This is a genomic window from Klebsiella sp. K47 (assembly GCF_051858335.1).
GTDB lineage: Bacteria > Pseudomonadota > Gammaproteobacteria > Enterobacterales > Enterobacteriaceae > Klebsiella > Klebsiella pneumoniae.
Map to the genome: position 1 here is coordinate 12196 of NZ_JBPYUI010000032.1, position 20182 is coordinate 32377.

General features: G+C 58.1%; 22 protein-coding genes. 10 read left to right on the forward strand and 12 right to left on the reverse strand.

Going from position 1 to position 20182, the window contains the following annotated elements; genetic code table 11:
- The first annotated feature begins 244 nt into the window (after positions 1-244).
- Positions 245-664 carry a translesion error-prone DNA polymerase V autoproteolytic subunit gene (locus RRF55_RS23465; RefSeq protein WP_002901192.1) on the forward strand — a complete coding sequence of 140 codons (420 nt, stop codon included), beginning with the start codon at positions 245-247 and terminating at the stop codon, positions 662-664.
- Positions 665-666: 2 nt separating this feature from the next.
- Positions 667-1932, forward strand: coding sequence for a Y-family DNA polymerase (locus RRF55_RS23470; RefSeq protein ID WP_004152360.1), 1266 nt, complete (start codon positions 667-669; stop codon positions 1930-1932).
- Positions 1933-1938: 6 nt separating this feature from the next.
- On the opposite strand, the gene RRF55_RS23475 is transcribed toward RRF55_RS23470, so the two are convergent.
- Entirely contained in the window at positions 1939-2844 is a 906-nt protein-coding gene (locus RRF55_RS23475; protein WP_004140447.1) for a LysR family transcriptional regulator, read from the reverse strand.
- A 166-nt stretch (positions 2845-3010) separates the two neighbouring features.
- Here RRF55_RS23475 and RRF55_RS23480 point away from each other — a divergent pair, with 166 nt between their 5' ends.
- On the forward strand, positions 3011-3760 hold the full coding sequence (locus tag RRF55_RS23480; RefSeq protein WP_032414793.1) for an SDR family oxidoreductase: 750 nt from the start codon (positions 3011-3013) through the stop codon (positions 3758-3760).
- Here the strand turns inward: RRF55_RS23480 and RRF55_RS23485 are convergent.
- Complete coding sequence (locus RRF55_RS23485; protein WP_064277442.1) at positions 3757-4974, reverse strand: MFS transporter; 1218 nt, start codon at positions 4972-4974, stop codon at positions 3757-3759. The genes RRF55_RS23480 and RRF55_RS23485 overlap by 4 nt on opposite strands.
- A 175-nt stretch (positions 4975-5149) precedes the next feature.
- Here RRF55_RS23485 and RRF55_RS23490 point away from each other — a divergent pair, with 175 nt between their 5' ends.
- Entirely contained in the window at positions 5150-6031 is an 882-nt protein-coding gene (locus RRF55_RS23490; protein WP_439419175.1) for a LysR family transcriptional regulator, read from the forward strand.
- Positions 6032-6101: 70 nt separating this feature from the next.
- Here the strand turns inward: RRF55_RS23490 and RRF55_RS23495 are convergent, their stop codons facing one another.
- The gene (locus RRF55_RS23495; RefSeq protein WP_004140436.1) at positions 6102-6221 is read right to left on the reverse strand and encodes a hypothetical protein; all 120 of its coding nucleotides are present in this window, start codon (positions 6219-6221) and stop codon (positions 6102-6104) included.
- 67 nt (positions 6222-6288) lie between these two features.
- Between RRF55_RS23495 and RRF55_RS23500 the strand changes: the two genes are divergently transcribed.
- Positions 6289-6600, forward strand: a complete 312-nt coding sequence (locus RRF55_RS23500) for a hypothetical protein (protein ID WP_002901229.1) — start codon at positions 6289-6291, stop codon at positions 6598-6600.
- Between the two features lie 121 nt (positions 6601-6721).
- Here the strand turns inward: RRF55_RS23500 and RRF55_RS23505 are convergent, their stop codons facing one another.
- Positions 6722-7204, reverse strand: coding sequence for a glutathione peroxidase (locus RRF55_RS23505; protein WP_002901230.1), 483 nt, complete (start codon positions 7202-7204; stop codon positions 6722-6724).
- Between the two features lie 158 nt (positions 7205-7362).
- Between RRF55_RS23505 and RRF55_RS23510 the strand changes: the two genes are divergently transcribed.
- Positions 7363-7926: a hypothetical protein gene (locus RRF55_RS23510; RefSeq protein WP_004190861.1), complete on the forward strand. Its 564-nt coding sequence runs from the start codon at positions 7363-7365 to the stop codon at positions 7924-7926.
- A 45-nt stretch (positions 7927-7971) separates the two neighbouring features.
- On the opposite strand, the gene RRF55_RS23515 is transcribed toward RRF55_RS23510, so the two are convergent.
- A complete protein-coding gene (locus RRF55_RS23515; protein ID WP_004152363.1) occupies positions 7972-9255 on the reverse strand; it encodes a YeaH/YhbH family protein in 1284 nt (427 codons plus the stop codon).
- An 85-nt stretch (positions 9256-9340) separates the two neighbouring features.
- Positions 9341-11275 carry a protein kinase YeaG gene (gene yeaG, locus RRF55_RS23520; RefSeq protein WP_002901234.1) on the reverse strand — a complete coding sequence of 645 codons (1935 nt, stop codon included), beginning with the start codon at positions 11273-11275 and terminating at the stop codon, positions 9341-9343.
- Positions 11276-11691: 416 nt separating this feature from the next.
- On the opposite strand from yeaG, the gene RRF55_RS23525 reads away from it, so the two are divergent.
- The gene (locus tag RRF55_RS23525; RefSeq protein ID WP_064277443.1) at positions 11692-12438 is read left to right on the forward strand and encodes a MipA/OmpV family protein; all 747 of its coding nucleotides are present in this window, start codon (positions 11692-11694) and stop codon (positions 12436-12438) included.
- Between the two features lie 91 nt (positions 12439-12529).
- The gene (locus RRF55_RS23530) at positions 12530-13384 is read left to right on the forward strand and encodes an aldo/keto reductase (RefSeq protein WP_439419176.1); all 855 of its coding nucleotides are present in this window, start codon (positions 12530-12532) and stop codon (positions 13382-13384) included.
- 56 nt (positions 13385-13440) lie between these two features.
- Here RRF55_RS23530 and RRF55_RS23535 read toward each other — a convergent pair whose 3' ends face one another.
- The gene (locus RRF55_RS23535; RefSeq protein WP_002901240.1) at positions 13441-14325 is read right to left on the reverse strand and encodes a D-hexose-6-phosphate mutarotase; all 885 of its coding nucleotides are present in this window, start codon (positions 14323-14325) and stop codon (positions 13441-13443) included.
- A 74-nt stretch (positions 14326-14399) separates the two neighbouring features.
- Positions 14400-15395: a glyceraldehyde-3-phosphate dehydrogenase gene (gene gapA, locus RRF55_RS23540; protein ID WP_002901243.1), complete on the reverse strand. Its 996-nt coding sequence runs from the start codon at positions 15393-15395 to the stop codon at positions 14400-14402.
- 338 nt (positions 15396-15733) lie between these two features.
- Between gapA and msrB the strand changes: the two genes are divergently transcribed.
- Positions 15734-16147, forward strand: a complete 414-nt coding sequence (gene msrB, locus RRF55_RS23545; RefSeq protein ID WP_002901246.1) for a peptide-methionine (R)-S-oxide reductase MsrB — start codon at positions 15734-15736, stop codon at positions 16145-16147.
- A 43-nt stretch (positions 16148-16190) separates the two neighbouring features.
- Entirely contained in the window at positions 16191-16469 is a 279-nt protein-coding gene (locus tag RRF55_RS23550) for a YeaC family protein (protein ID WP_002901249.1), read from the forward strand.
- A 94-nt stretch (positions 16470-16563) separates the two neighbouring features.
- On the opposite strand, the gene yajD is transcribed toward RRF55_RS23550, so the two are convergent.
- The 4 genes from yajD to ansA all read right to left on the reverse strand — a co-directional run bounded on the left by yajD (position 16564) and on the right by ansA (position 20163).
- Entirely contained in the window at positions 16564-16908 is a 345-nt protein-coding gene (yajD, locus tag RRF55_RS23555; RefSeq protein WP_002901254.1) for an HNH nuclease YajD, read from the reverse strand.
- A gap of 160 nt (positions 16909-17068) precedes the next feature.
- Positions 17069-18322 (reverse strand): glycoside hydrolase family 18 protein, encoded by a 1254-nt coding sequence (locus RRF55_RS23560; protein ID WP_032414795.1) that lies wholly within the window; start codon positions 18320-18322, stop codon positions 17069-17071.
- A gap of 170 nt (positions 18323-18492) precedes the next feature.
- Positions 18493-19134, reverse strand: a complete 642-nt coding sequence (pncA, locus tag RRF55_RS23565) for a bifunctional nicotinamidase/pyrazinamidase (RefSeq protein ID WP_004892853.1) — start codon at positions 19132-19134, stop codon at positions 18493-18495.
- A 9-nt stretch (positions 19135-19143) separates the two neighbouring features.
- Positions 19144-20163 carry an asparaginase gene (gene ansA / locus RRF55_RS23570; protein ID WP_002901285.1) on the reverse strand — a complete coding sequence of 340 codons (1020 nt, stop codon included), beginning with the start codon at positions 20161-20163 and terminating at the stop codon, positions 19144-19146.
- Between the last annotated feature and the right edge of the window lie 19 nt (positions 20164-20182).

Genomic DNA, 20182 nt, shown 5'->3' on the forward strand with positions numbered 1-20182 from the left:
GGCGATAGTTTTACTGTATTAATGTACAGTGTCAAGCGAATGCCGCGGCGCTGCGCATCTACCACCTCGCGCGGCGGGCGGGCTGCGCGCAAAAGCAGCAAACGGTTCGCTGGCGCTGAAGAAGACCCCTATTGACATCAAGGAGTTATTTCAGTGCTGGCGATTGATAGCTGGAGCCGATATTGACCGGTAAAATTGGCAAAACTACTGTATATATATTCAGTATTGTGTGGTGGGTTGAAAAATGAACGTTTACACGCCGGTTGAGCTACGTCAGATTGTCTCCTTTCCCTTTTTTGCCGACCTGGTGCAGTGCGGCTTTCCCAGCCCGGCTCAGGACTATGTTGAGAAGCGAATCGACCTCAACGAGCTGCTGGTGCAGCATCCCAGCGCGACCTATTTTGTCAAAGCCGCTGGCGACAGCATGATCGATGCCGGCATTGACGAAGGCGATTTGCTGGTGGTGGACAGCGCGCGTAAAGCGGAGCATGGCGATATCGTGATTGCCGCCGTCGGCGGCGAGTTTACGGTAAAGAAGCTGCAGCTTCTGCCGCGGGTGCAGCTTAACCCGATGAACCCGGCCTATTCGCCCATCGTGGTCGGCCGCGAGGAGACGCTCGATATTTTCGGCGTCGTAACCTACATCATCAAGGCGGCGGGCTGATCATGTTCGCGCATTGTGATGTGAACGCCTTCTATGCCAGCTGTCAGACCGCCTTCCGGCCAGACCTGAAGGGGCGGCCGGTGGTGGTGCTGTCGAATAACGACGGCTGCGTGATCGCCCGCTCGGCGGAGGCGAAGCCGTTTGTGAAAATGGGCGAACCCTACTTTAAGCAGAAGGCTGCGTTTCTTCGCCACGGCGTCGTGGCGTTTAGCAGTAATTATGAGCTGTATGCCGACATGTCCAGCCGGGTCATGGCCACCCTGGAAGAGCTCACCCCGCGCTGCGAAATTTACAGTATCGATGAGGCCTTTTGCGATGTCAGCGGTGTGCGTCATTGCAGAGATCTGACCGATTTTGGCCGCGAAATCCGCGCCACGGTGCTGCAGCGTACCCATCTGACGCTGGGCGTTGGCATCGCCCAGACCAAAACCCTGGCGAAGCTGGCCAACCACGCGGCGAAGCAGTGGCCGCGGCAGACGGGCGGGGTAGTGGACTTGTCCTGCCCGCAGCGGCAGCGAAAGCTGATGGCGCTGCTGCCGGTGAGCGAGGTCTGGGGCATCGGGCGGCGGATCGGCAAAAAGCTTGAAGCGATGGGGATCGGCACGGTACTCCAGCTGGCGGAGAGCGATATCCGCTTTATCCGCAAGCACTTCACGGTGGTGCTCGAACGAACGGTACGGGAGCTGCGCGGCGAGCCTTGCCTGGCGCTGGAGGAATTTGCCCCCGCTAAGCAGGAAATTATCTGCAGCCGCTCGTTCGGGGATCGGATTACGGCCTATGAGGATATGCGCCAGGCGATCTGCAGCTATGCCGCGCGGGCAGCAGAAAAGCTGCGCGGTGAGCATCAGTACTGCCGGTTCGTCTCCGCCTTTGTCAAAACCAGCCCCTTCGCGCTGAATGAACCCTATTACGGCAACAGCGCCTCGCTAAAGCTGCTGACGCCGACCCAGGACTCCCGGGATATTATCGCCGCGGCGACGAGCTGTCTGGATGCCATCTGGAAAGCGGGGCATCGCTATCAGAAGGCCGGCGTGATGCTCGGCGATTTCTACAGCCAGGGCGTCGCCCAGCTGAATCTGTTCGACGAGCTTGCTCCGCGGCACAACAGCGCCAGACTGATGCAGGTTCTCGATCAGCTGAATGCGAAAAACGGCAGGGGGGCGCTCTATTTTGCCGGCCAGGGGATCCAGCAGCAGTGGCAGATGAAGCGAGAGATGCTCTCGCCGCGCTACACCACGCGATACGGCGACCTGCTCCGCGTCAGATAACGCGCGCTATCCCTGCACCGCGGCCGGAAAAACCGCCGCCAGCCAGTCAATAAAGACGCGGAGCCGGGGCGGGACGTGCCGGTGCCGGGCATAGACAACGTGAAAAGGATAGGGGGCCGGGCGCCAGGCGCTGAGGATCTCCACCAGTTCGCCGCTCGCCAGCGCCGGTTTCAGCGAATAGGTAAAGGTCTGCACAATGCCTAAGCCCGCCTCGCCGGCGGCAATATGCGCGTTGCTCTCATTGATGCCGAGATGGGGCTCTGTCTTCAGCTCGGTGCTGACGCCGTGACGCGTAAAGCGAAACGGAAACGCTCTGCCGCTGGCCGGCGACAGATAGCTGATGAGCCGGTGGCCATGATGTAGTTCATCCGGCGAGGCGGGGGTGCCGTAGCGCTGAAGATAGCCCGGGGTGGCGCAGGTGACCAGCGTCGCCTCGCCGATTTTACGGGCGATCAGCGTCGAGTCTTCCATCGGACCGCCGCGGATGGCGCAGTCAATATTGCCGCTGATGAGGTCCGCGGGCTTATCGGCCACCTGCAAATCGATACGGATATCCGGCCAGGAGGTCATAAAGTCCGCCAGCAGCGGGATCAGCACATCGCACGCGGTCGACCCGCCGATGGCGATCCGTAGATGGCCCTTCGGCTTATTGCGGGCGGTATTGAAAGACGCGTCGATCTCTTCCAGGTCTTCCAGCAGACAGCGGGCTTTTTCATAGTACTCCCGTCCTTCCGGCGTCACGGTAATACGCCGCGTAGTGCGCTGCAGGAGGGAAACCCCAAGATGCGCCTCCAGTTGCTGAATGGTTTTGCTGAGGGTGGCGTTGGGCATATTCAGCGAGTCCGCGGCGCGGGTAAAGCTGCCGGCTTCGACAACGCGGGTGAAGGCTTTGAGAGCTGAAAACCGGTCCATTATTCGCTTTATCCTGGTTACTGGAGGTCATTATCCACCGAGGGGAAGAGTGTTTTTCAGATTAGGCCATTTTTCCGCCTCGCCGGGACGATTACAGTGCTTTCCATACCCGGCGGGGCGCGTTCGCGAGCCTGGCCTGTTTATACTCTAACCAAGGAAATGCACCATGAGCAAAAAACTTGCGGATAAAGTGGCGTTAGTCACCGGCGGCAGCGCCGGGATTGGCCTGGCGTCGGCGAAAGCACTGGCGGAGCAGGGCGCGAAGGTGTACATCACCGGCCGCCGTCAGGAGGATCTGGATGCGGCGGTAAGATTCATCGGACCCGCCGCCCGCGCGATCCGCGCCGACGCCGCCGTGTTAAGCGACCTTGACGCGGTATTTGCGACCATTGCCGAAGAGTCCGGCCGGCTGGATGTGCTGTTCGCCAATGCCGGCGGCGGGGATATGCTGCCGCTGAGCGCCATCACCGAAGCGCACGTCGACCGAATTTTCGCCACCAACGTGCGCGGGGTGGTGTTCACCGTGCAAAAAGCGCTGCCGCTGCTCGCCGATGGCGCCTCGGTGATTTTGACCGGCTCTACGGCGGCGGTAAAAGGGACGGCTAACTTCAGCATCTATAGCGCCAGTAAGGCCGCGGTACGCAGCCTGGCGCGCTCCTGGGCGCTGGAGGTTAGCGACCGCGGGATCCGCATCAATGTGGTCAGCCCGGGGCCGGTACGTACCCCGGGTCTGGGAGGGCTGGTGGCGGAGGCGGACCGCCAGGGCTTGTTCGATGCTCTGGCGGCCGGCGTACCGCTCGGGCGGCTGGGCGAGCCGGAGGAGATTGGCCGGACGGTGGTATTTTTAGCGTCGGATGAGTCGAGCTTTATTAACGCCGCGGAGATCTATGTCGACGGCGGGCTGGCGCAAATCTAAGCGCCTGCCGTCGCCGCACTGACCTGACCGGGCAGAGGCGCTTTCAGCAGGGCGATCAGCAGCGTACTGCCCACCATGATCCCCGCCGCCAGCCACACCATTCCCGACAGGCCAGCTGAGGCGATCAGCTGGCCGCCGACAAACGCCCCGGTGCCGATGGCGGCATTAAAAATGGCCACATAAATGGCTGACGCCGGCTGGGCGACCGCGCCCGCGCTGCGCAGCAGCCAGGTCTGTAAGCCGACGAACACAATCGCGATGCCGGCGCCCCACAGGGCTAACAGTAGCCCGCTAAAACAGAACGGCAGTGGCGCAAGACGGGCGGCGCCAAGGAGCGCCAGCGCGCCCCCGCTCAGCAGCAGCGCAGCGAAAATCAGCCCCTTCAGATGACGATCGATCAGCTTACCCGCGATAACGTTACCCAGCAGCCCGGAAACCCCTGACAGCAGCAGCAGGCCGGAGAGGGCGGTCGCCGGGACTCCCTGCAGATTTATCAGCAGCGGTTCAATGTAGGTGAAGGCGGCAAAGTGAGCGGTAATGATGCAGGCCGTGGCGCCATACAGGCCACCGAGCAGCGGATTGCGGAAGATATCGCGATAAACACGCAGCCTGACGGGGGCAGGGGCGGCCAGCGGGGGCAGCGTCGAGCACAGCACCGCAGCGGCGGCTAGTGACAGCAAGGCCATCGACATAAACGCGGGTCGCCAGCCCGCCAGGGTGGCGATAAAGCTCGCCAGCGGCACCCCCACTACGCTTGCCGCTGACACGCCGCCAAAAATGATCGCCGTGGCCAGCCCCAGCCGGTGCGGCGGCACCAGCTGCGCGGCGACAAGGCCAATTAAGGCCCAGAAGGCGCCATGCGCCAGGGCGCCAATCATGCGGGCGCTCATCAGGGCGAACATCGAATAAGACCGGGTTGCGGCGAGGCAGGAAAGCGCGAGGATCAGCATCAGCCCGACCAGCAGCGCCTTGCGGGAAATACGCGTCGGCATTGCGCCGGAAAGCAGAGCCGCCAGGGCGCCTACCCAGCCATAGGCGGTGACGGCGAGGCCCACGCCGGATTCCGTCTGGTGAAAATCCGCCGCCAGGGCGCTGAGCATGCCCACCGGCGCCAGTTCGCTGGTGACGATCGAAAAGGCGCAGATCCCGAGCGCAACGACGGCAGTCCAGACGCGCGCCGGCGCCGGGTGGAGGGGTAAAGCAATCTCTTTCATATCAGGCGTATCCTTAGGAAAGGAGCGTTCCGCGCGGTGCACGGACGTTCAGGTGAGGAGAGAGCAGGCGATCGGATGGCCTGGTTGTCTCCGCGAATGGCGTGCAGTATCATCCCTGCGAAACTGATAAAAAAGAGCGGAAAACGGAGAGCCGTTTTCCATAAATGGAAAAGAGATGACAGCAGAATTTCATTGGGATGATGCTCGCATATTCCTCGCCATCGCCCGGGCGGGAACGCTGAGCGGCGCCGCCGACAAGATGAACATGGGGATTGCCACGGTCTCCCGCCGGCTGGATCGGCTGGAGCAGGCGTTGAACGTTCCGCTCTTCAGCCGCCATCAGAGCGGCTACCGCCTGACCGACGATGGCGAAGCCCTGCTCGCGCGGGCGGAGGCGCTGGAATACGCTGGCCTGGCGTTCGGCGAAGCGGCGCAACTGCAGGGGCATGTCGCCGGGGTTGTCCGTCTGGCCACCTCGGATAACCTGGCCACGCATTTTATTCTGCCCTCCCTGAAAGGGCTCCTGGACCATTATCCCGAGCTGCGGGTGGAGGTGCTGAGCGGCGTGCAGCCGGTGAACCTGCACCGTCGGGATGCCGATCTGGCGATCCGCATGGTCAAGCCTGAGGCCGGGCATCTGACGTTAAAGCGGCTGGGGACGGTGGGGTTTGGCGTCTATGGCGCCGCCGACTGTCTGGCCGGGGCGGACGGCCTGTCGCTGAGCGAGGCGGACTTTGTGGTTTGGCCGGAAACTCACCAGCACCTGCCGGCCGCCCAATGGATCACGCGCACCCTGCGCGGCCGGCCGTGTAAAGTCGAAGCCAATACGCTCGTGGCCCAGGTTTCCGCAGTATCCGCGGGCCTCGGATTGGGCGTCCTGCCGCACTTTATGGCGCGGGCCAGCGGCCTGCAGTGCCTGCAGCCGGAGATCGGCGCGGATCAGACCCTCTGGCTGGTGATGCATTCTGACCTGGCCGGATCCAGACGCGTGCGGGTTCTCGCCGACCATCTCATCGCTCTCTTTGCGGACCATCAAGATCGGCTGGCGATGCCCTGAAGGGGCGCGGCTTGGGCGTGTATCGATAAGACTGCCCGAGGCTGACGAGCCACGATTTTTTCCGCGCCAGCTAACAGTGATACTCGCCGCGCAATATTCGGCCCAATGCTGCCCCGCAGTCGAAAATACTGCAGAGTGAGAGGATATCCCCGTCCGGCAAAATAATTTTGTGTTGTGGCCAGCGCGGCATTGTTGCGCTCCCCCAGAAATGCCTGTCGATGTTAGGGTGAGACGTTTATCACCACAGGAGAACGCAAATGATTGTCAGGACCTGGCACGGCTGTGTGCCATTGCAACATGCTGAGGGGTTTGCCCGCCACCTCGAGCGGACCGGCGTGGAACACGCTCAGAGCATCGCCGGCAACCGGGGGGCGCTGGTGCGCCAGGAAAACCAGGGCGAATGGGCGCATTTCTTTCTTGCCACCTACTGGCAGGATCTCGCGGCGGTCAAAGCCTTCGCTGGCGAAGACTATCACGTCGCGGTCACCTATCCGGACGACGACGCATTCGAACTCCTCTCCGACCCCTATGTGTTTCAGCATGAAGTCGAGGCCGTGTCGCCGCTGTAGGCTGATGACCGGGCAGGTGGAAGATTGGCCAGCAGCAGGCGGTTGCTGGCCGCGTGAGAGCGACGTCTACCTTGTATGGGCAGCCAGCCGCCGCTGGGTGAACGTGGCATGATGGGAACACTCAGCGCGTGAGGGCCGCGACAATGGAGGCTTCCATTTTCTCCGGCGTCGTGAACGGCGCAAAACGCGTGAGGGGTGTGCCGTCGCGACCGATGAGGAACTTGGTGAAATTCCACTTGATCCGTCCGCCGAGCACGCCGGGCAACGCTTGTTTCAGATAACGAAACAGCGGGTGTGCGGCGGGGCCGTTGACGTCCACTTTCTCAAACATCGGGAAGCTCACGCCGTAGTTAACGTGACAAGTCTGCTCGATTTCATCCGCACCGCCGGGTTCCTGCTTACCAAACTGGTTGCACGGGAAACCAAGCACTACCAGCCCCTGAGCCGCGTACTTTTTGTAGAGCGCTTCCAGGCCAGCGTATTGCGGTGTGAAGCCACAATGGCTGGCCGTATTCACCACCAGAACCACCTTGCCAGCATAGTCAGCCATGGAGAGGGGCTGGCCGCGCAGGCGGGTAGCCGTCAATTGATAAAAAGGGGTCATAGCAGGCTCCTGAGAGTAGAAACAGTTCAACGCTGACGATCGCGCGAATGTTTGAAGCAGATTAGGCAGTTATGATACACAGGGTTAGGGATTTGTACCTGGAGTGTTAAAAAAACGCCAGATGTCATAGAGAAAATCGCGAACAGGAACGGCTGAAAATGATGAAATATGTCTTATCGCTGGTGGTGGTGGCGATACTCGCAGGATGTACCAGCACGCCAAACTTGCCGCCTCGGGATACCATTGTGGCGATGAAACCCACAGAGTCCGGTATTGTCGCCAGCTCAGCGAAATACAGTTACCGCTTTGTCCGTGACGGTGTGCCTCAGGAATATCAGCGTTATAAGACCTTTTATGAACGCTTTCACCAACAGGCTTCCGGCGTGCGGGTTAACTTTGTCGTGGTACAACATGAGGTGACGGCGGAATATCTGGTGGTGATGGATCAGCGCAAACTGGATGCCGGGCAGCATAGCGAGCTGGTGAATCAGTATCATGCGGTGCAAATTGATAACGATCGCCTCGGGGTGTTGTTTAAAGCGACAGGATTTTGGACTGCATCGGACGCGTCAGATCTGGCCGCCGCCTACCAGTTAGCGCACCCCGTTGTGGTATCAATCAATGATAAGACCAAAACGATTAGCTCGCTTGGCGCCGTTGCCCTGGCCCCGTTGTTTCCGTTTTACATGATGTATGGATGTGCCACCGGGCCTTGTGTCTGAGGAAAACAGCCAGCAAGTCACTCGACTCACTGGCTGAGTATTTAATTAAGCTTCACTTTTAGATGACTGCTTGTGAAACAGTTCGCGGAATACCGGGTAGATATCCTCCTGGTCGCGAATATGCTGCATGGCGAAATTATCAAAGGTCGCCTGCAGGTGTTCATACTCGCGCCACAGGGTCTGATGCGCCCGGCGGGTAATTTCGATATAGCTGTAATAACGCACCACCGGCAGAATTTTCTTCGCCAGCAGTTCGTGGCACAGCGGGGAGTCATCGGCCCAGTTGTCGCCATCCGACGCCTGGGCGGCGTAGATGTTCCACTGCGCCGGATCATAGCGGGCCTGCACTACTTCATCCATCAGCTTCAGGGCGCTGGAGACAATGGTGCCGCCGGTTTCCTGAGAATAGAAGAATTCGTGCTCATCCACCTCTTTTGCCTGGGTATGGTGGCGGATATAGACCACGTCGACGTTTTTATAAGTCCGGCTGAGGAACAGATACAGCAGGATATAAAAGCGCTTGGCCATGTCTTTGGTGGCCTGGTCCATCGAGCCTGAGACGTCCATCAGACAGAACATCACCGCCTGGCTGGAAGGCTCCGGCCGTTTTTCGTAATTTTTGTAGCGTAAATCAAAGGTGTCGATAAACGGCACCCGCTCTATTTTAGCCCGCAGTTCGGCAATCTCTTTGCGCAGGCGCTCCTCCTCCAGCAGTTGCACCGGTTCGCTGCGGCTGATGGCTTCCAGATCCTCCTCCAGGGCGCGCAGTTCACGACGCTTGCCGGCGGTCATCGCCGTACGGCGGGCCAGCGAGTTCTGCAGTGAACGTACCACGCTGATGTTGGCTGGCACCCCATTGGAGGTAAAACCCGCGCGATGGGTTTTAAACTCATTCAGCTGCCGGTGCTGGTTTTTCTTCAGGTTCGGCAGGGCCAGATCTTCAAATAACAGATCCAGGTATTCATCTTTCGAGATCTGGAAGACAAACTCATCCTTTCCTTCACCATCGGCGCTGGCTTGCCCCTGACCGCTACCGCCGCCGCCGCCACCGCCCTGCGGGCGCTCAATGCGGTCGTTTTGCACAAAATGGTCGTTGCCCGGGTGGACGCGGTTGCGCAGGCCGCCGCGACCCTGATGAAACATCGGCTCGTTGATATCGTCCGTCGGGATCGAGACGGATTCTCCGCTCTCAATATCGGTCACCGAGCGCTTGTTGATGGCCTCGGAGATCGACTGTTTAATCTGCGCCTTATAACGGCGCAAAAAGCGCTGGCGGTTGACGGCGCTTTTGTTTTTCCCGTTCAGGCGTCGGTCTATGAACCAGGTCATATGCCCTCCTGTACTGCATTAGCCAACTTTACTTATCATCATTCAGCTGCAGTTGACCCGGCGGCGTGCCGCCGGGTTGGACGCATCAGGACGATTTACGAACCCGCAGGTACCACTCGCACAGCAGGCGAACCTGTTTGCGGGTGTAGCCTTTCTCCATCATGCGGTCGACAAAGTCGTCGTGTTTTTTCTGCTCATCGGTTGAAGTTTTGGCATTAAACGAAATGACCGGCAACAGCTCTTCGGTATTGGAGAACATTTTCTTCTCAATAACCGTGCGCAGTTTCTCATAGCTGGTCCAGTTCGGATTACGTCCGCTGTTGTTGGCTCTGGCGCGCAGCACAAAGTTGACGATTTCGTTACGGAAGTCTTTCGGGTTGCTAATCCCGGCTGGCTTCTCAATTTTCTCCAGCTCGGCATTCAACGATTCACGGTCAAACAGCTGCCCGGTGTCCGGATCGCGGTATTCCTGATCCTGGATCCAGAAGTCAGCGTAGGTGACATAGCGATCGAAAATGTTCTGCCCATACTCGGAGTAGGATTCCAGATAAGCGGTCTGGATCTCTTTGCCGATAAACTCGGCGTATTTCGGGATCAGATAGCCTTTGAGGAATTCCAGATAGCGCTCGGCCTGCTCCTGTGGGAACTGTTCGCGCTCAATCTGCTGCTCCAGCACATAGAACAGATGCACCGGGTTAGCGGCCACCTCGACGTGGTCGAAGTTAAATACCCGAGACAGGATCTTAAAGGCAAAGCGGGTGGAGAGCCCGTTCATCCCTTCATCAACCCCGGCGTAATCGCGATACTCCTGATAGGACTTCGCTTTCGGGTCGGTATCTTTCAGACTTTCGCCGTCATAGACCCGCATCTTCGAGTAGATGCTCGAGTTTTCCGGCTCTTTAAGGCGCGACAGAATCGAAAAGCGCGCCAGCGTTTCCAGGGTGCCCGGGGCGCAGGGCGCATGGGTCAGCTCACTGTTGTTGAGCAGTTTTTCATAGATGCGGATCTCTTCGGAGATACGCAGGCAATAAGGCACCTTGACGATATAGACGCGGTCGAGGAAGGCCTCATTGTTCTTGTTATTACGGAAGGTCACCCATTCCGATTCGTTGGAGTGAGCAAGGATGATCCCGTTAAACGGCAGGGCGGAGATCCCTTCGGTGCCGTTATAGTTACCTTCCTGGGTGGCGGTCAGCAGCGGATGCAGCACCTTAATCGGCGCTTTAAACATCTCGACGAACTCCATAATCCCCTGGTTGGCGCGGCACAGCGCACCGGAGTAGCCGTAGGCGTCTGGGTCGTTCTGCGCATAGTGTTCCAGCTTACGGATATCCACCTTACCGACCAGCGCTGAAATATCCTGGTTGTTTTCATCACCCGGTTCGGTTTTGGCGATGGCAACCTGCTCGAGAATCGATGGCCAGACTTTAACCACGCGGAATTTAGTGATATCGCCGCCAAACTCGTGCAGGCGCTTGGCCGCCCACGGCGACATAATGGTGCCGAGATAGCGGGTCGGGATGCCATACTCTTTCTGGAGGATCTGCGCATCTTCCTGCGGATTGAACAGGCACAGCGGGTGATCGTTGACCGGACTGCGTTCGCCGTTGGCGCTCAGCACATAGATGGGCACGCGCTGCATCAGCGCTTTCAGCCGTTCAGCCAGCGACGATTTACCACCGCCCACCGGCCCCAGCAGATAGAGGATCTGTTTCTTCTCTTCCAGCCCCTGGGCGGCATGCTTGAGGTAGGAAACGATCTGCTCAATGGCGTCTTCCATACCGTAAAACTCTTCAAATGCCGGATAGCGTGCGATAACCCGGTTTGAAAAGAGACGGGATAGCCGCGGCTCGAGAGCCGTATCAACCATGACGGGTTCACCAATGGCCATCAACAGACGTTCTGCCGCATTGGCATAGGCACTGCGATCTTGCCGGCAGATGGTAAGAAACTCCTGCAGTGTGAACTCTTCGTCCTTGGCAGCTTCGTAGCGCTGGCGATAGTGATCGAATATATTCATGGCATGCCGTCCTTTCGTTTTTTAGCACAGGTTGAGAGCCGTTCATATGAATAGTGGGGGCCCCCGGAAGACATAAGCTGAACATCGCTCTCCTGGTATCCAGCAACCCTTATGCCAGGTTGCGGGTGGGGTAGCGTGAATGTGCCCGGCAATTACACCTTCTAAATTTAAGCGTAGATGCATTTAGAAATCTTGCATGGCGCAGAAAATCAATTTCAATGACATATCAATAACTCATCCTGAACATGACGCTTTTTGATTCGTTGGGACGCAAAGTTGTCATCGGGCTGTCACCGGATGGTAAGAGAAGGGTGGCAAAGTGAACGATTTGTGTCATATCGGGTAAAGAATTTGAGGCATGAGACCTACGACGGTACACTGCACGGGCTGATTATTTGACAACGGGAATATGGATTGTGACTAAAATCAAACTTCTGGCACTCGGCGTGCTGATAGCGACGTCCGCCAGCGCGGCGCATGCCGACGGGAAGTTCACTCTTGGGGCTGGCGTAGGGGTCGTTGAGCATCCGTATAAGCAATATGATGCGGATGTCTATCCGGTGCCGGTCATTAGTTATGAGAGCGAAAACTTCTGGTTCCACGGTCTGGGCGGGGGTTACTACCTGTGGAATGACACCAACGATAAACTGTCGATTAAGGCCTACTGGTCGCCAATGTACTTCAAGCCGGGCGACAGCGACAGCGAGCAGATGCGTCGACTGGATAAACGTAAATCGACCGTGATGGCCGGTCTTTCTTATGTCCACAACACGCCCTATGGCTTCCTGCGCACGACGATTGCCGGCGATACGCTGGATAACAGCAACGGTATTAACTGGGATCTCGCCTGGCTGTACCGTTACACCAACGGTAACCTGACGCTGACGCCGGGTATTGGCGTGGAGTGGAATAGCGACAATCAGAACGAATACTACTATGGTGTCTCCCGGCACGAGTCGCGCCGCAGCGGCATGCGCAGCTATGACCCGGACAGTAGCTGGAACCCGTATCTGGAACTGTCGGCTAACTATCGCTTCCTCGGTGACTGGAGCGTTTACGGCGTGGCGCGCTACACGCGTCTGTCGGATGAAATTACCGACAGTCCGATGGTGGATAAATCCTGGAGCGGTCTGATCTCCACCGGGATCACCTACACCTTCTGATTGTGCATTCTTACAGTGCGCTTCATGCATCAAAACAGGGCCTTGCGCCCTGTTTTGCTTTATGGTGGTGCATACGGTTAAGGAGGAGAAGATGGTGAAAAAAACAGTACGCTTCGGCGAGCAGGCGGCAGTGCCGGCCATCGGGCTGGGCACCTGGTATATGGGCGAACTTGCGGCGCAGCGTCAGCAGGAAGTGGCTGCACTGCGGGCGGGCATCGACCATGGACTGACGGTGATCGATACGGCGGAAATGTACGCCGACGGCGGGGCGGAGGAAGTGGTGGGCCAGGCGATCCGCGGTCTGCGCGACCGGGTAGTGCTGGTCTCCAAAGTCTATCCCTGGCATGCCGGCAAAGCGGCGATGCACCGCGCCTGTGAAAACAGCCTGCGCCGGTTGCAGACCGACTATCTGGACATGTATCTCCTGCACTGGCGCGGGGATATCCCGCTGCAGGAGACGGTTGAGGCGATGGAGAAGCTGGTGGCTGAGGGCAAGATCCGCCGCTGGGGCGTCTCTAATCTGGACACCGAGGATATGCAGGCGCTGTGGCGGACGGCGGATGGCGAGCACTGTGCAACCAACCAGGTGCTCTACCATCTCGCATCGCGGGGCATTGAATACGATCTCCTGCCCTGGTGCCAGCAGCACAGTCTGCCGGTGATGGCCTACTGCCCGCTGGCGCAGGCGGGGCGCTTACGCGATGGACTTTTTCAGCATAGCGATATCATTAATATGGCTAACGCGCGGGGGATTACGGTAGCGCAACTGCTGCTCGCCTGGGTGATTCGTCATCCGGGAGTGCTGGCGATCCCGAAAGCGGCCAGTATTGAGCATGTGGTGCAGAATGCCGCAGCGCTCGATATCGCCCTCAGTGGGGAAGAGCTCGCGCAGCTGGACCGCCTCTATCCGCCGCCGCAGCGAAAAACCCGGCTGGATATGGTTTAACCCATCGTTCACGGCAAAGAAAAACAAAAGCCCCGTTACCAACGGGGCTTTTGCTATTAGCGTTTTTTCACGCTGATGGTTTGCGCCAGGCGAGAGGGCGTCTCTTCGCTGGCTTTCTGCGGCTGGGTTACGCAGCAGGTTTCGACGCAAACGAAGGTTTTGTAGCCATCGTCCGGCATATCGCCCATGCTGACGGACAGCGCCGGGCCCGGGTTCCAGGCCACCACATTGTGCTGATGATGATGCACCACGTCGATAGTGCGGTTTAGCGCGTCGTCATGGATCACGCTGCAGCTGTCGGCGTTGAGATAGACGCGATCGGTGCGGTCCGGGAAGGTCTGCACGCCGTTGCTCAGAACGCCTTCTTCGGCATTGTTCACTTTATCGATATAGCGCTCGCCAAGACCGCTCACCTTCACCGCCGCGATATCGCCGACGTTGAAATAGCTGTGCAGGGCAGAGGTGGTCTCGAATTCACCGTGGGCTTCCAGCTCGATTTCACAGGTCTTGCCCAGCTTAAAGCGGGCATAGAGGGTGAACTCGTGCGGCCAGAGCTTCATGGTTTCAGCGCTGTGCTGGAGCGCAAAGGTCAACATTACGCCGCTGTCGTCTTCGTCATGACCTTCCAGGGTCCATGGCAGATTGCGGGCAAAGCCGTGCGACGGCAGACCTTGCTGCGCAGAAGGACCAAACCAGGGCCAGCAAATCGGCACGCCGCCGCGCAGGGCGACGCCCTGTTTAAACGGGGTGTTGTTGCTCAGCCACAGAACTTCTTCTTCACCGGCGGGTTTCCAGGAGAGCAGGTGCGCCCCCTGCAGCGCCACAGAGGCTTTCACCTGCGGATGGTCGATGACAATCAGCTCCAGGTCGTCCAGCTGGCGACGGGAGATCACGGGAGAAATGGTTTCATTCACCGGGAGAGCAAAAATTTTATTTATCATTGTGCAATCCTATCTCTGCAGACAAAAAAAAGAGCGACCGAAGTCGCTCTTACAGATTACTTTTTCATCTCAACTTATTTGGAGATGTGGGCAATCAGATCCAGAACTTTGTTGGAGTAGCCGGTTTCGTTGTCGTACCAGGAAACCAGTTTCACGAAGTTGTCGTTCAGTGCGATACCCGCTTTAGCATCGAACACGGAAGTGCAAACTTCGCCGTTGAAGTCGGTAGAAACAACGTCGTCTTCGGTGTAACCCAGAACGCCTTTCATAGCGCCTTCAGAAGCGGCTTTGATGGCTTTCTTGATTTCTTCGTAGGACGCTGCTTTTTCCAGACGAACGGTCAGGTCAACAACAGATACGTTCGGAGTCGGAACGCGGAACGCCATACCGGTCAGTTTGCCGTTCAGTTCTGGCAGTACTTTACCTACTGCTTTAGCAGCGCCGGTAGAGGACGGGATGATGTTCTGAGCTGCGCCGCGGCCGCCGCGCCAGTCTTTGTGAGACGGGCCATCAACGGTTTTCTGAGTAGCGGTGGTAGCGTGGACGGTGGTCATCAGGCCTTCAACGATACCGAAGTTGTCGTTGATAACTTTAGCCAGCGGCGCCAGGCAGTTGGTGGTGCAGGAAGCGTTGGAAACGATGTCCTGGCCAGCGTAAGCGTCGAAGTTAGCGCCGCGAACGAACATCGGAGTGTTGTCTTTGGACGGGCCAGTCAGAACGACTTTTTTCGCGCCAGCGGTGATGTGTTTACGAGCGGTTTCGTCGGTCAGGAAGATACCGGTTGCTTCAGCAACAACGTCAACACCAACTTCGTCCCACTTCAGGTTAGCCGGGTCACGTTCAGCGGTAACACGGATTTTTTTACCGTTAACGACCAGATGACCGTCTTTCACTTCAACGGTACCGTCGAAACGACCGTGAGTGGAGTCATACTTCAGCATGTAAGCCATGTACTCTGCGTCTAACAGGTCGTTGATTGCAACGATCTCGATGTCAGAACGTTTCTGAGCAGCACGGAAAACAATGCGACCGATACGGCCAAAACCGTTGATACCTACTTTGATAGTCATATATTCCACCAGCTATTTGTTAGTGAATAAAAGGTTGCCTGTAAAATTACAAAAACCTTACGCAGCGTCAAGCGGAATCGTGTCAATCATTGCGACAAATCAATCCTGAGCAGACCTTTGCGCGATTGATTTGCCTCACTTTCCCTTTGAGCCCAATTCCATATGGGGGCTGCGCGCGGAATTTTAAAGGGCATTTAAGATAAAAACGTGATTTAAGTCACAATTATCTGGCTGCCTGTGGGCACCGGATAAGTTTAGAACAAAAGTGTACGCTTCATTGTTAATGTTTTGTTAGAATTGGAGCGAAAGTAGTCCATTGCAAAGCGAGATGTAAGCCCATGGCGAATAAACCCACCCCGGAAGAGCTGAAAAATGGCTTGAGCGAAATGCAGTTTTACGTGACGCAGCATCATGGCACCGAACCGCCTTTCACCGGACGGCTGTTGCACAACAAGAAAAATGGCGTGTACCACTGCCTGGTGTGCGATGCGCCGCTGTTTAACTCCCAGACTAAATACGACTCCGGCTGCGGCTGGCCGAGCTTCTACGAGCCGGTAAGCGCGGAGGCCATTCGCTATCTGACCGACAATTCGCACGGCATGCAGCGCATTGAGATCCGTTGCGGAAACTGTGATGCCCATCTCGGCCACGTGTTTCCGGATGGTCCGCAGCCGACCGGCGAGCGGTATTGTGTCAACTCGGCATCGCTGAGCTTCACCGATGAGCAAAATGGCGAGCAAATCAAGGGTTGAAGAAACGATTCAGCAAATTATTCCAGGCGGAGGTGAGCGGAAGATGGATATTGAGCAAATTATCGACAGTATGACGCCGGAAGTGTATCAGCGTCTGGCGACGGCGGTAGAGCTGGGAAAATGGCCGGATGGCGTCGCGCTGACGCCGGAGCAGAAGGAAAATAGCCTGCAGCTGGTGATGCTCTGGCAGGCCCGGTATAACACCGACGCCCAGCACATGACCATCGACACCAGCGGGCAGATGGTAATGAAGAGCAAACAGCAGCTGAAAGAGGATTTTGGCATCGTGCCGAAGCCGATCGCCACCGTTAAACTGCAATAAACCGCCGGCCGGCGGTGAGACGTTCCGGCGTCGGGTAACCGCGCGCCGGATGGCGTCATGTCGAATGACCGCGTCCGGCGGTCAGCCGCTTCGCTTACTTTTTGTTCATCATCGCTTTCAGATCGGCAAACGGGTTGTAGGTGGCCTCGCCGACGCTCTTTTGCGCATCTTCCCCTGCCACCACCGTGGAGCCATACTGATCGGCTTCGGTGTACTTGGAATGTTCGTGATCGTGACAGTACAGGCACAACATCTCCCAGTTGCTGCCATCTTCCGGGTTATTGGAGTGGTCGTGATCGATGTGGTGCACCGTCAGCTCGCGCAGATTGGAGTAGACAAACTCCCGTGAGCAGCGTCCGCACACCCAGGGAAAAAGCTTGAGCGCCTTTTCGCGGTAACCCACTTCCAGACGTGCGTAATTTTTGGGGATATAGGCCATGGCCCCCTGCCTCCTGTCAAACGGTTAAGCTGCGCCAACCCCTGGCGCAGCGGATAACAGGCATCATAACCTATCCCGGGCGGCGCGATATACCTGCATTGCAGGCGATGCTGCCTGCGTCACGCCTCTCGGTGCCGACGATGCGGCGGAACAGCCATGATTAGTGTTTGATCCCCAGCGATTCCGCCAGCTGACGGGCCAGCTGATTCTGGTCATCGGCGCCATATTCCCAGAACATGGCCCCGGCGAGGCCCTTCGCCTTGATATAGTCCGCCTTAATGGCTACCGAGCGCGGGTTCTCATAGGAGAGGGCGAACAGCGGCTTGCCCTCTGCGGACTGCACCGACAGCCACGGAACCTTCGCCTCATCGTCCCAGTGCTCGGTAAAACGCTTTTGCGGATCGTTGAGCAGTTTGCCCACGATATCATTGTATTTCACATAGGTGTCTTTGCTCAGGTCATAGCCCAGCGAGGCAAACAGCGCGATCTGTTGTGGCCCAAAATAGGGCTGGGTGACCGGATTGTTTTGCGCATCCGCTTTCGTCCAGTCAATCCCCGGCTCGACCGCCCGTTTCGGTACCCGGCCATAAAAACCAATCCCGAGGTTCATCTGGCTGGGTTTAAGCCCGGCGGCCAGGTAATTGTTGACCACAAAATCGGCGCTGTATTTATCCGCTGCGGCGACCGTCGGCCAGTGGCTGGAGTCATACAGATTCGAGTTGAAGTACTGCGTGCCGTAGGCCATGTCGTAGGTCATCAGGTTGATGTAGTTCAGCACCGGGGCCACCGCTTTGACGTCCACCCAGCTTTTCGGGCTCTCGGCATTGGCGCCCACGGCGATAGTCACCAGCTTTTGCTCACCGACTGCCTCACGCAGCGATTTCAGCAGGGCAGTGAAGTTGTCGCGGTCAGCCGGCTGGCTGGCCACCAGTCCCCAGGCGCCGTTGACCGGAAACTCCCAGTCGAGGTCAATGCCGTCCAGACCATATTGCTGGATGATTTTCTGCGCGGAACGAATAAAGACGGCGCGACTTTCTGCGGTCGCCGCCGCGCCGGAGAAACCACGCGCGCCCCAGCCGCCGACCGACAGCAGGACTTTGAGGTCCGGATTCTGTTTACGCAGGGCGCGGAGCTTTTGCAGATCCGCCTGCACCTTCGGCGACAGCCAGATCTCGTGCAGATGAGCAGGATCCTTCAGGGCCGCATTGGTCTCGTCTTTTTCATCGTTATAGATAAGGCCAAACGAGTAGTTGAGATGGGTGATCTGCCGGACGTCCAGCTTATCGATATCACCGCCCGGCCCGGCGGTGACGTCGCCGCCGCCGTTAAAATAGCCGACGGACATCAGCGGTTGGGCAGAGAGCGCGGAAGCGCAAAGCAAGGGCAAAGCTGCCAGCAAGGGCAAACGTTTCATAGTGGTTCCTCTTTGACATAAAAATAACCACGCCACGGAAATGGCGTGGCGAAAAAACAGCCTTGCCAGACTAGCAGCAATAACCTGTTGAAACTGCGAGAGAGTTCAATTTATGGACAATAGCGAGGCGGCAGAAGAAGACCCGGCGCGAGGGCGCCGGGGGGGAGGGATCAGGCCTGAGTTTCCCGCCAGTCGTCGAGGGTATAGAGCGTGGCGCCCGCGGCGGCCATCTCCATAAACGCCTGGCTGCTGTCCTGTGGCTGCAGATTTACGCCGCGACAGCCGTCGGTGATGACGTTGACCGCGTAGCCCAGCGCCAGGGCATCCAGCACGGTGAACTTAACGCAGTAATCGGTGGCGAGGCCGAGAACGGTCAGCTCCACGATCCCCTGACCACGCAGCCAGCCGTCCAGTTCGGTTTTCTGCCGGTGACCGTTGTCAAAGAAAGCGCTATAGCTGTCGATGATCCGGTTTTGCCCTTTGTGGAACACAGCGGCGATCGCCTGCTGCTTGAGCAGCGGATGCAGCGCCGCGCCTTCGCTGTGCTGCACGCAGTGATCCGGCCAGAAAGTTTGCGCCAGGCCGTCCAGCTCGCCCTCGGTGTAGGGTTCCACCTGGTGCTGGCTGGCGAAACTGCCGTGATCCGCCGGATGCCAGTCCTGGCTGGCGACGATGGGCTCGCCGCGCGCCAGGCTCCAGTCGATAAGCGCATTGGCTACGTCGACGGTACTGTCGCCTTCAGGAACCGCCAGCGCGCCGCCGGCGCAAAAGTCGTTCTGCAAATCAACCAGTAACAGCGCTCGATGTGCCATACGTCCTCCTTAAGCCTCGTCGGGGGTGAGTTCGCCACGCAGATTTTGCTGCATCGCCGCGCGAATGGCGTCAACGTCCAGCTGCTGGCTAAGCAGATAGTGTAGCTTGGTCAGCGTCGCTTCCACTGTCATATCGAAACCACTGATGACCCCCGCCTGGGCGAGGGCGTTGCCGGTGGCATAGCCGCCCATGTTCACCTTTCCGGACATGCACTGCGTCAGATTGACCACCACAATACCGCGCTGGCTGGCTTCCGCCAGCACCTGAATAAACTCGCCATTCTGTGGGGCATTGCCGACGCCATAGGAGCGGAGGATCAGCGCTTTCACCGGTTGGCGCAGAAAATTGCGCACCACGTCGGCGGAGATGCCGGGGTAAATCGTCACCACGCCAATCGGCTGCGGAGTGATGGGGTGCACGATAAGATCTCCGCTGCCCTGCGGCGCCGGCGGAGTACCGAGACGGCGAATATGGATCCCGGCCTCCAGCAGCGGGGCAAGGTTTGGCGAGGCGAAAGCGTCGAAGCCGTCGGCATGGGCTTTGGTGGTGCGGTTGCCGCGGAACAGTCGATTGTTGAAGAACAGCGCCACTTCGTTAATCGGATAGTTGGCGGCGACGTACAGGGCGTTGAGCAGGTTAATCTGACCATCGGAACGCAGCTCGGCCAGCGGGATTTGTGACCCTGTCACAATGACCGGCTTGCCAAGGTTTTCCAGCATGAACGACAGCGCCGAGGCGGTAAACGCCATGGTGTCAGTTCCGTGGAGGATCACAAAGCCATCATACTCCTCATAATGGCTGCGGATATCGTCGGCGATGTGCTGCCAGTCCTCGGGGGTCATATCGGATGAATCCATCAGCGGATGGTATTCATGGATCGTGAAGTCCGGCATCTCCGGACGATGGAACTCCGGCATCAGCGCCAGCTGACGCTGCAGATGGCCGGAAACGGGTACATAGCCGTGTTCAGAGCGCTGCATACCGATGGTCCCACCGGTGTAGGCAACGTAAATCGATTTTTTTTGCATAGCATCGCTTAGGTTGGTC

Bases quoted from the DNA above. Each gene is read 5' to 3' on its own strand.
- gapA (WP_002901243.1), bottom strand. From the start codon at position 15,395: ATGACTATCAAAGTAGGTATCAACGGTTTTGGCCGTATCGGTCGCATT.
- RRF55_RS23500 (WP_002901229.1), top strand. From the start codon at position 6,289: ATGATTGTCAGGACCTGGCACGGCTGTGTGCCATTGCAACATGCTGAG.
- RRF55_RS23495 (WP_004140436.1), bottom strand. From the start codon at position 6,221: ATGCCGCGCTGGCCACAACACAAAATTATTTTGCCGGACGGGGATATC.
- RRF55_RS23465 (WP_002901192.1), top strand. From the start codon at position 245: ATGAACGTTTACACGCCGGTTGAGCTACGTCAGATTGTCTCCTTTCCC.
- RRF55_RS23490 (WP_439419175.1), top strand. From the start codon at position 5,150: ATGACAGCAGAATTTCATTGGGATGATGCTCGCATATTCCTCGCCATC.
- RRF55_RS23505 (WP_002901230.1), bottom strand. From the start codon at position 7,204: ATGACCCCTTTTTATCAATTGACGGCTACCCGCCTGCGCGGCCAGCCC.
- RRF55_RS23560 (WP_032414795.1), bottom strand. From the start codon at position 18,322: ATGAAACGTTTGCCCTTGCTGGCAGCTTTGCCCTTGCTTTGCGCTTCC.
- RRF55_RS23530 (WP_439419176.1), top strand. From the start codon at position 12,530: ATGGTGAAAAAAACAGTACGCTTCGGCGAGCAGGCGGCAGTGCCGGCC.
- RRF55_RS23550 (WP_002901249.1), top strand. From the start codon at position 16,191: ATGGATATTGAGCAAATTATCGACAGTATGACGCCGGAAGTGTATCAG.
- RRF55_RS23515 (WP_004152363.1), bottom strand. From the start codon at position 9,255: ATGACCTGGTTCATAGACCGACGCCTGAACGGGAAAAACAAAAGCGCC.
- RRF55_RS23470 (WP_004152360.1), top strand. From the start codon at position 667: ATGTTCGCGCATTGTGATGTGAACGCCTTCTATGCCAGCTGTCAGACC.
- RRF55_RS23535 (WP_002901240.1), bottom strand. From the start codon at position 14,325: ATGATAAATAAAATTTTTGCTCTCCCGGTGAATGAAACCATTTCTCCC.
- RRF55_RS23475 (WP_004140447.1), bottom strand. From the start codon at position 2,844: ATGGACCGGTTTTCAGCTCTCAAAGCCTTCACCCGCGTTGTCGAAGCC.
- yajD (WP_002901254.1), bottom strand. From the start codon at position 16,908: ATGGCCTATATCCCCAAAAATTACGCACGTCTGGAAGTGGGTTACCGC.
- RRF55_RS23485 (WP_064277442.1), bottom strand. From the start codon at position 4,974: ATGAAAGAGATTGCTTTACCCCTCCACCCGGCGCCGGCGCGCGTCTGG.
- RRF55_RS23480 (WP_032414793.1), top strand. From the start codon at position 3,011: ATGAGCAAAAAACTTGCGGATAAAGTGGCGTTAGTCACCGGCGGCAGC.
- pncA (WP_004892853.1), bottom strand. From the start codon at position 19,134: ATGGCACATCGAGCGCTGTTACTGGTTGATTTGCAGAACGACTTTTGC.
- yeaG (WP_002901234.1), bottom strand. From the start codon at position 11,275: ATGAATATATTCGATCACTATCGCCAGCGCTACGAAGCTGCCAAGGAC.
- msrB (WP_002901246.1), top strand. From the start codon at position 15,734: ATGGCGAATAAACCCACCCCGGAAGAGCTGAAAAATGGCTTGAGCGAA.
- RRF55_RS23510 (WP_004190861.1), top strand. From the start codon at position 7,363: ATGATGAAATATGTCTTATCGCTGGTGGTGGTGGCGATACTCGCAGGA.
- ansA (WP_002901285.1), bottom strand. From the start codon at position 20,163: ATGCAAAAAAAATCGATTTACGTTGCCTACACCGGTGGGACCATCGGT.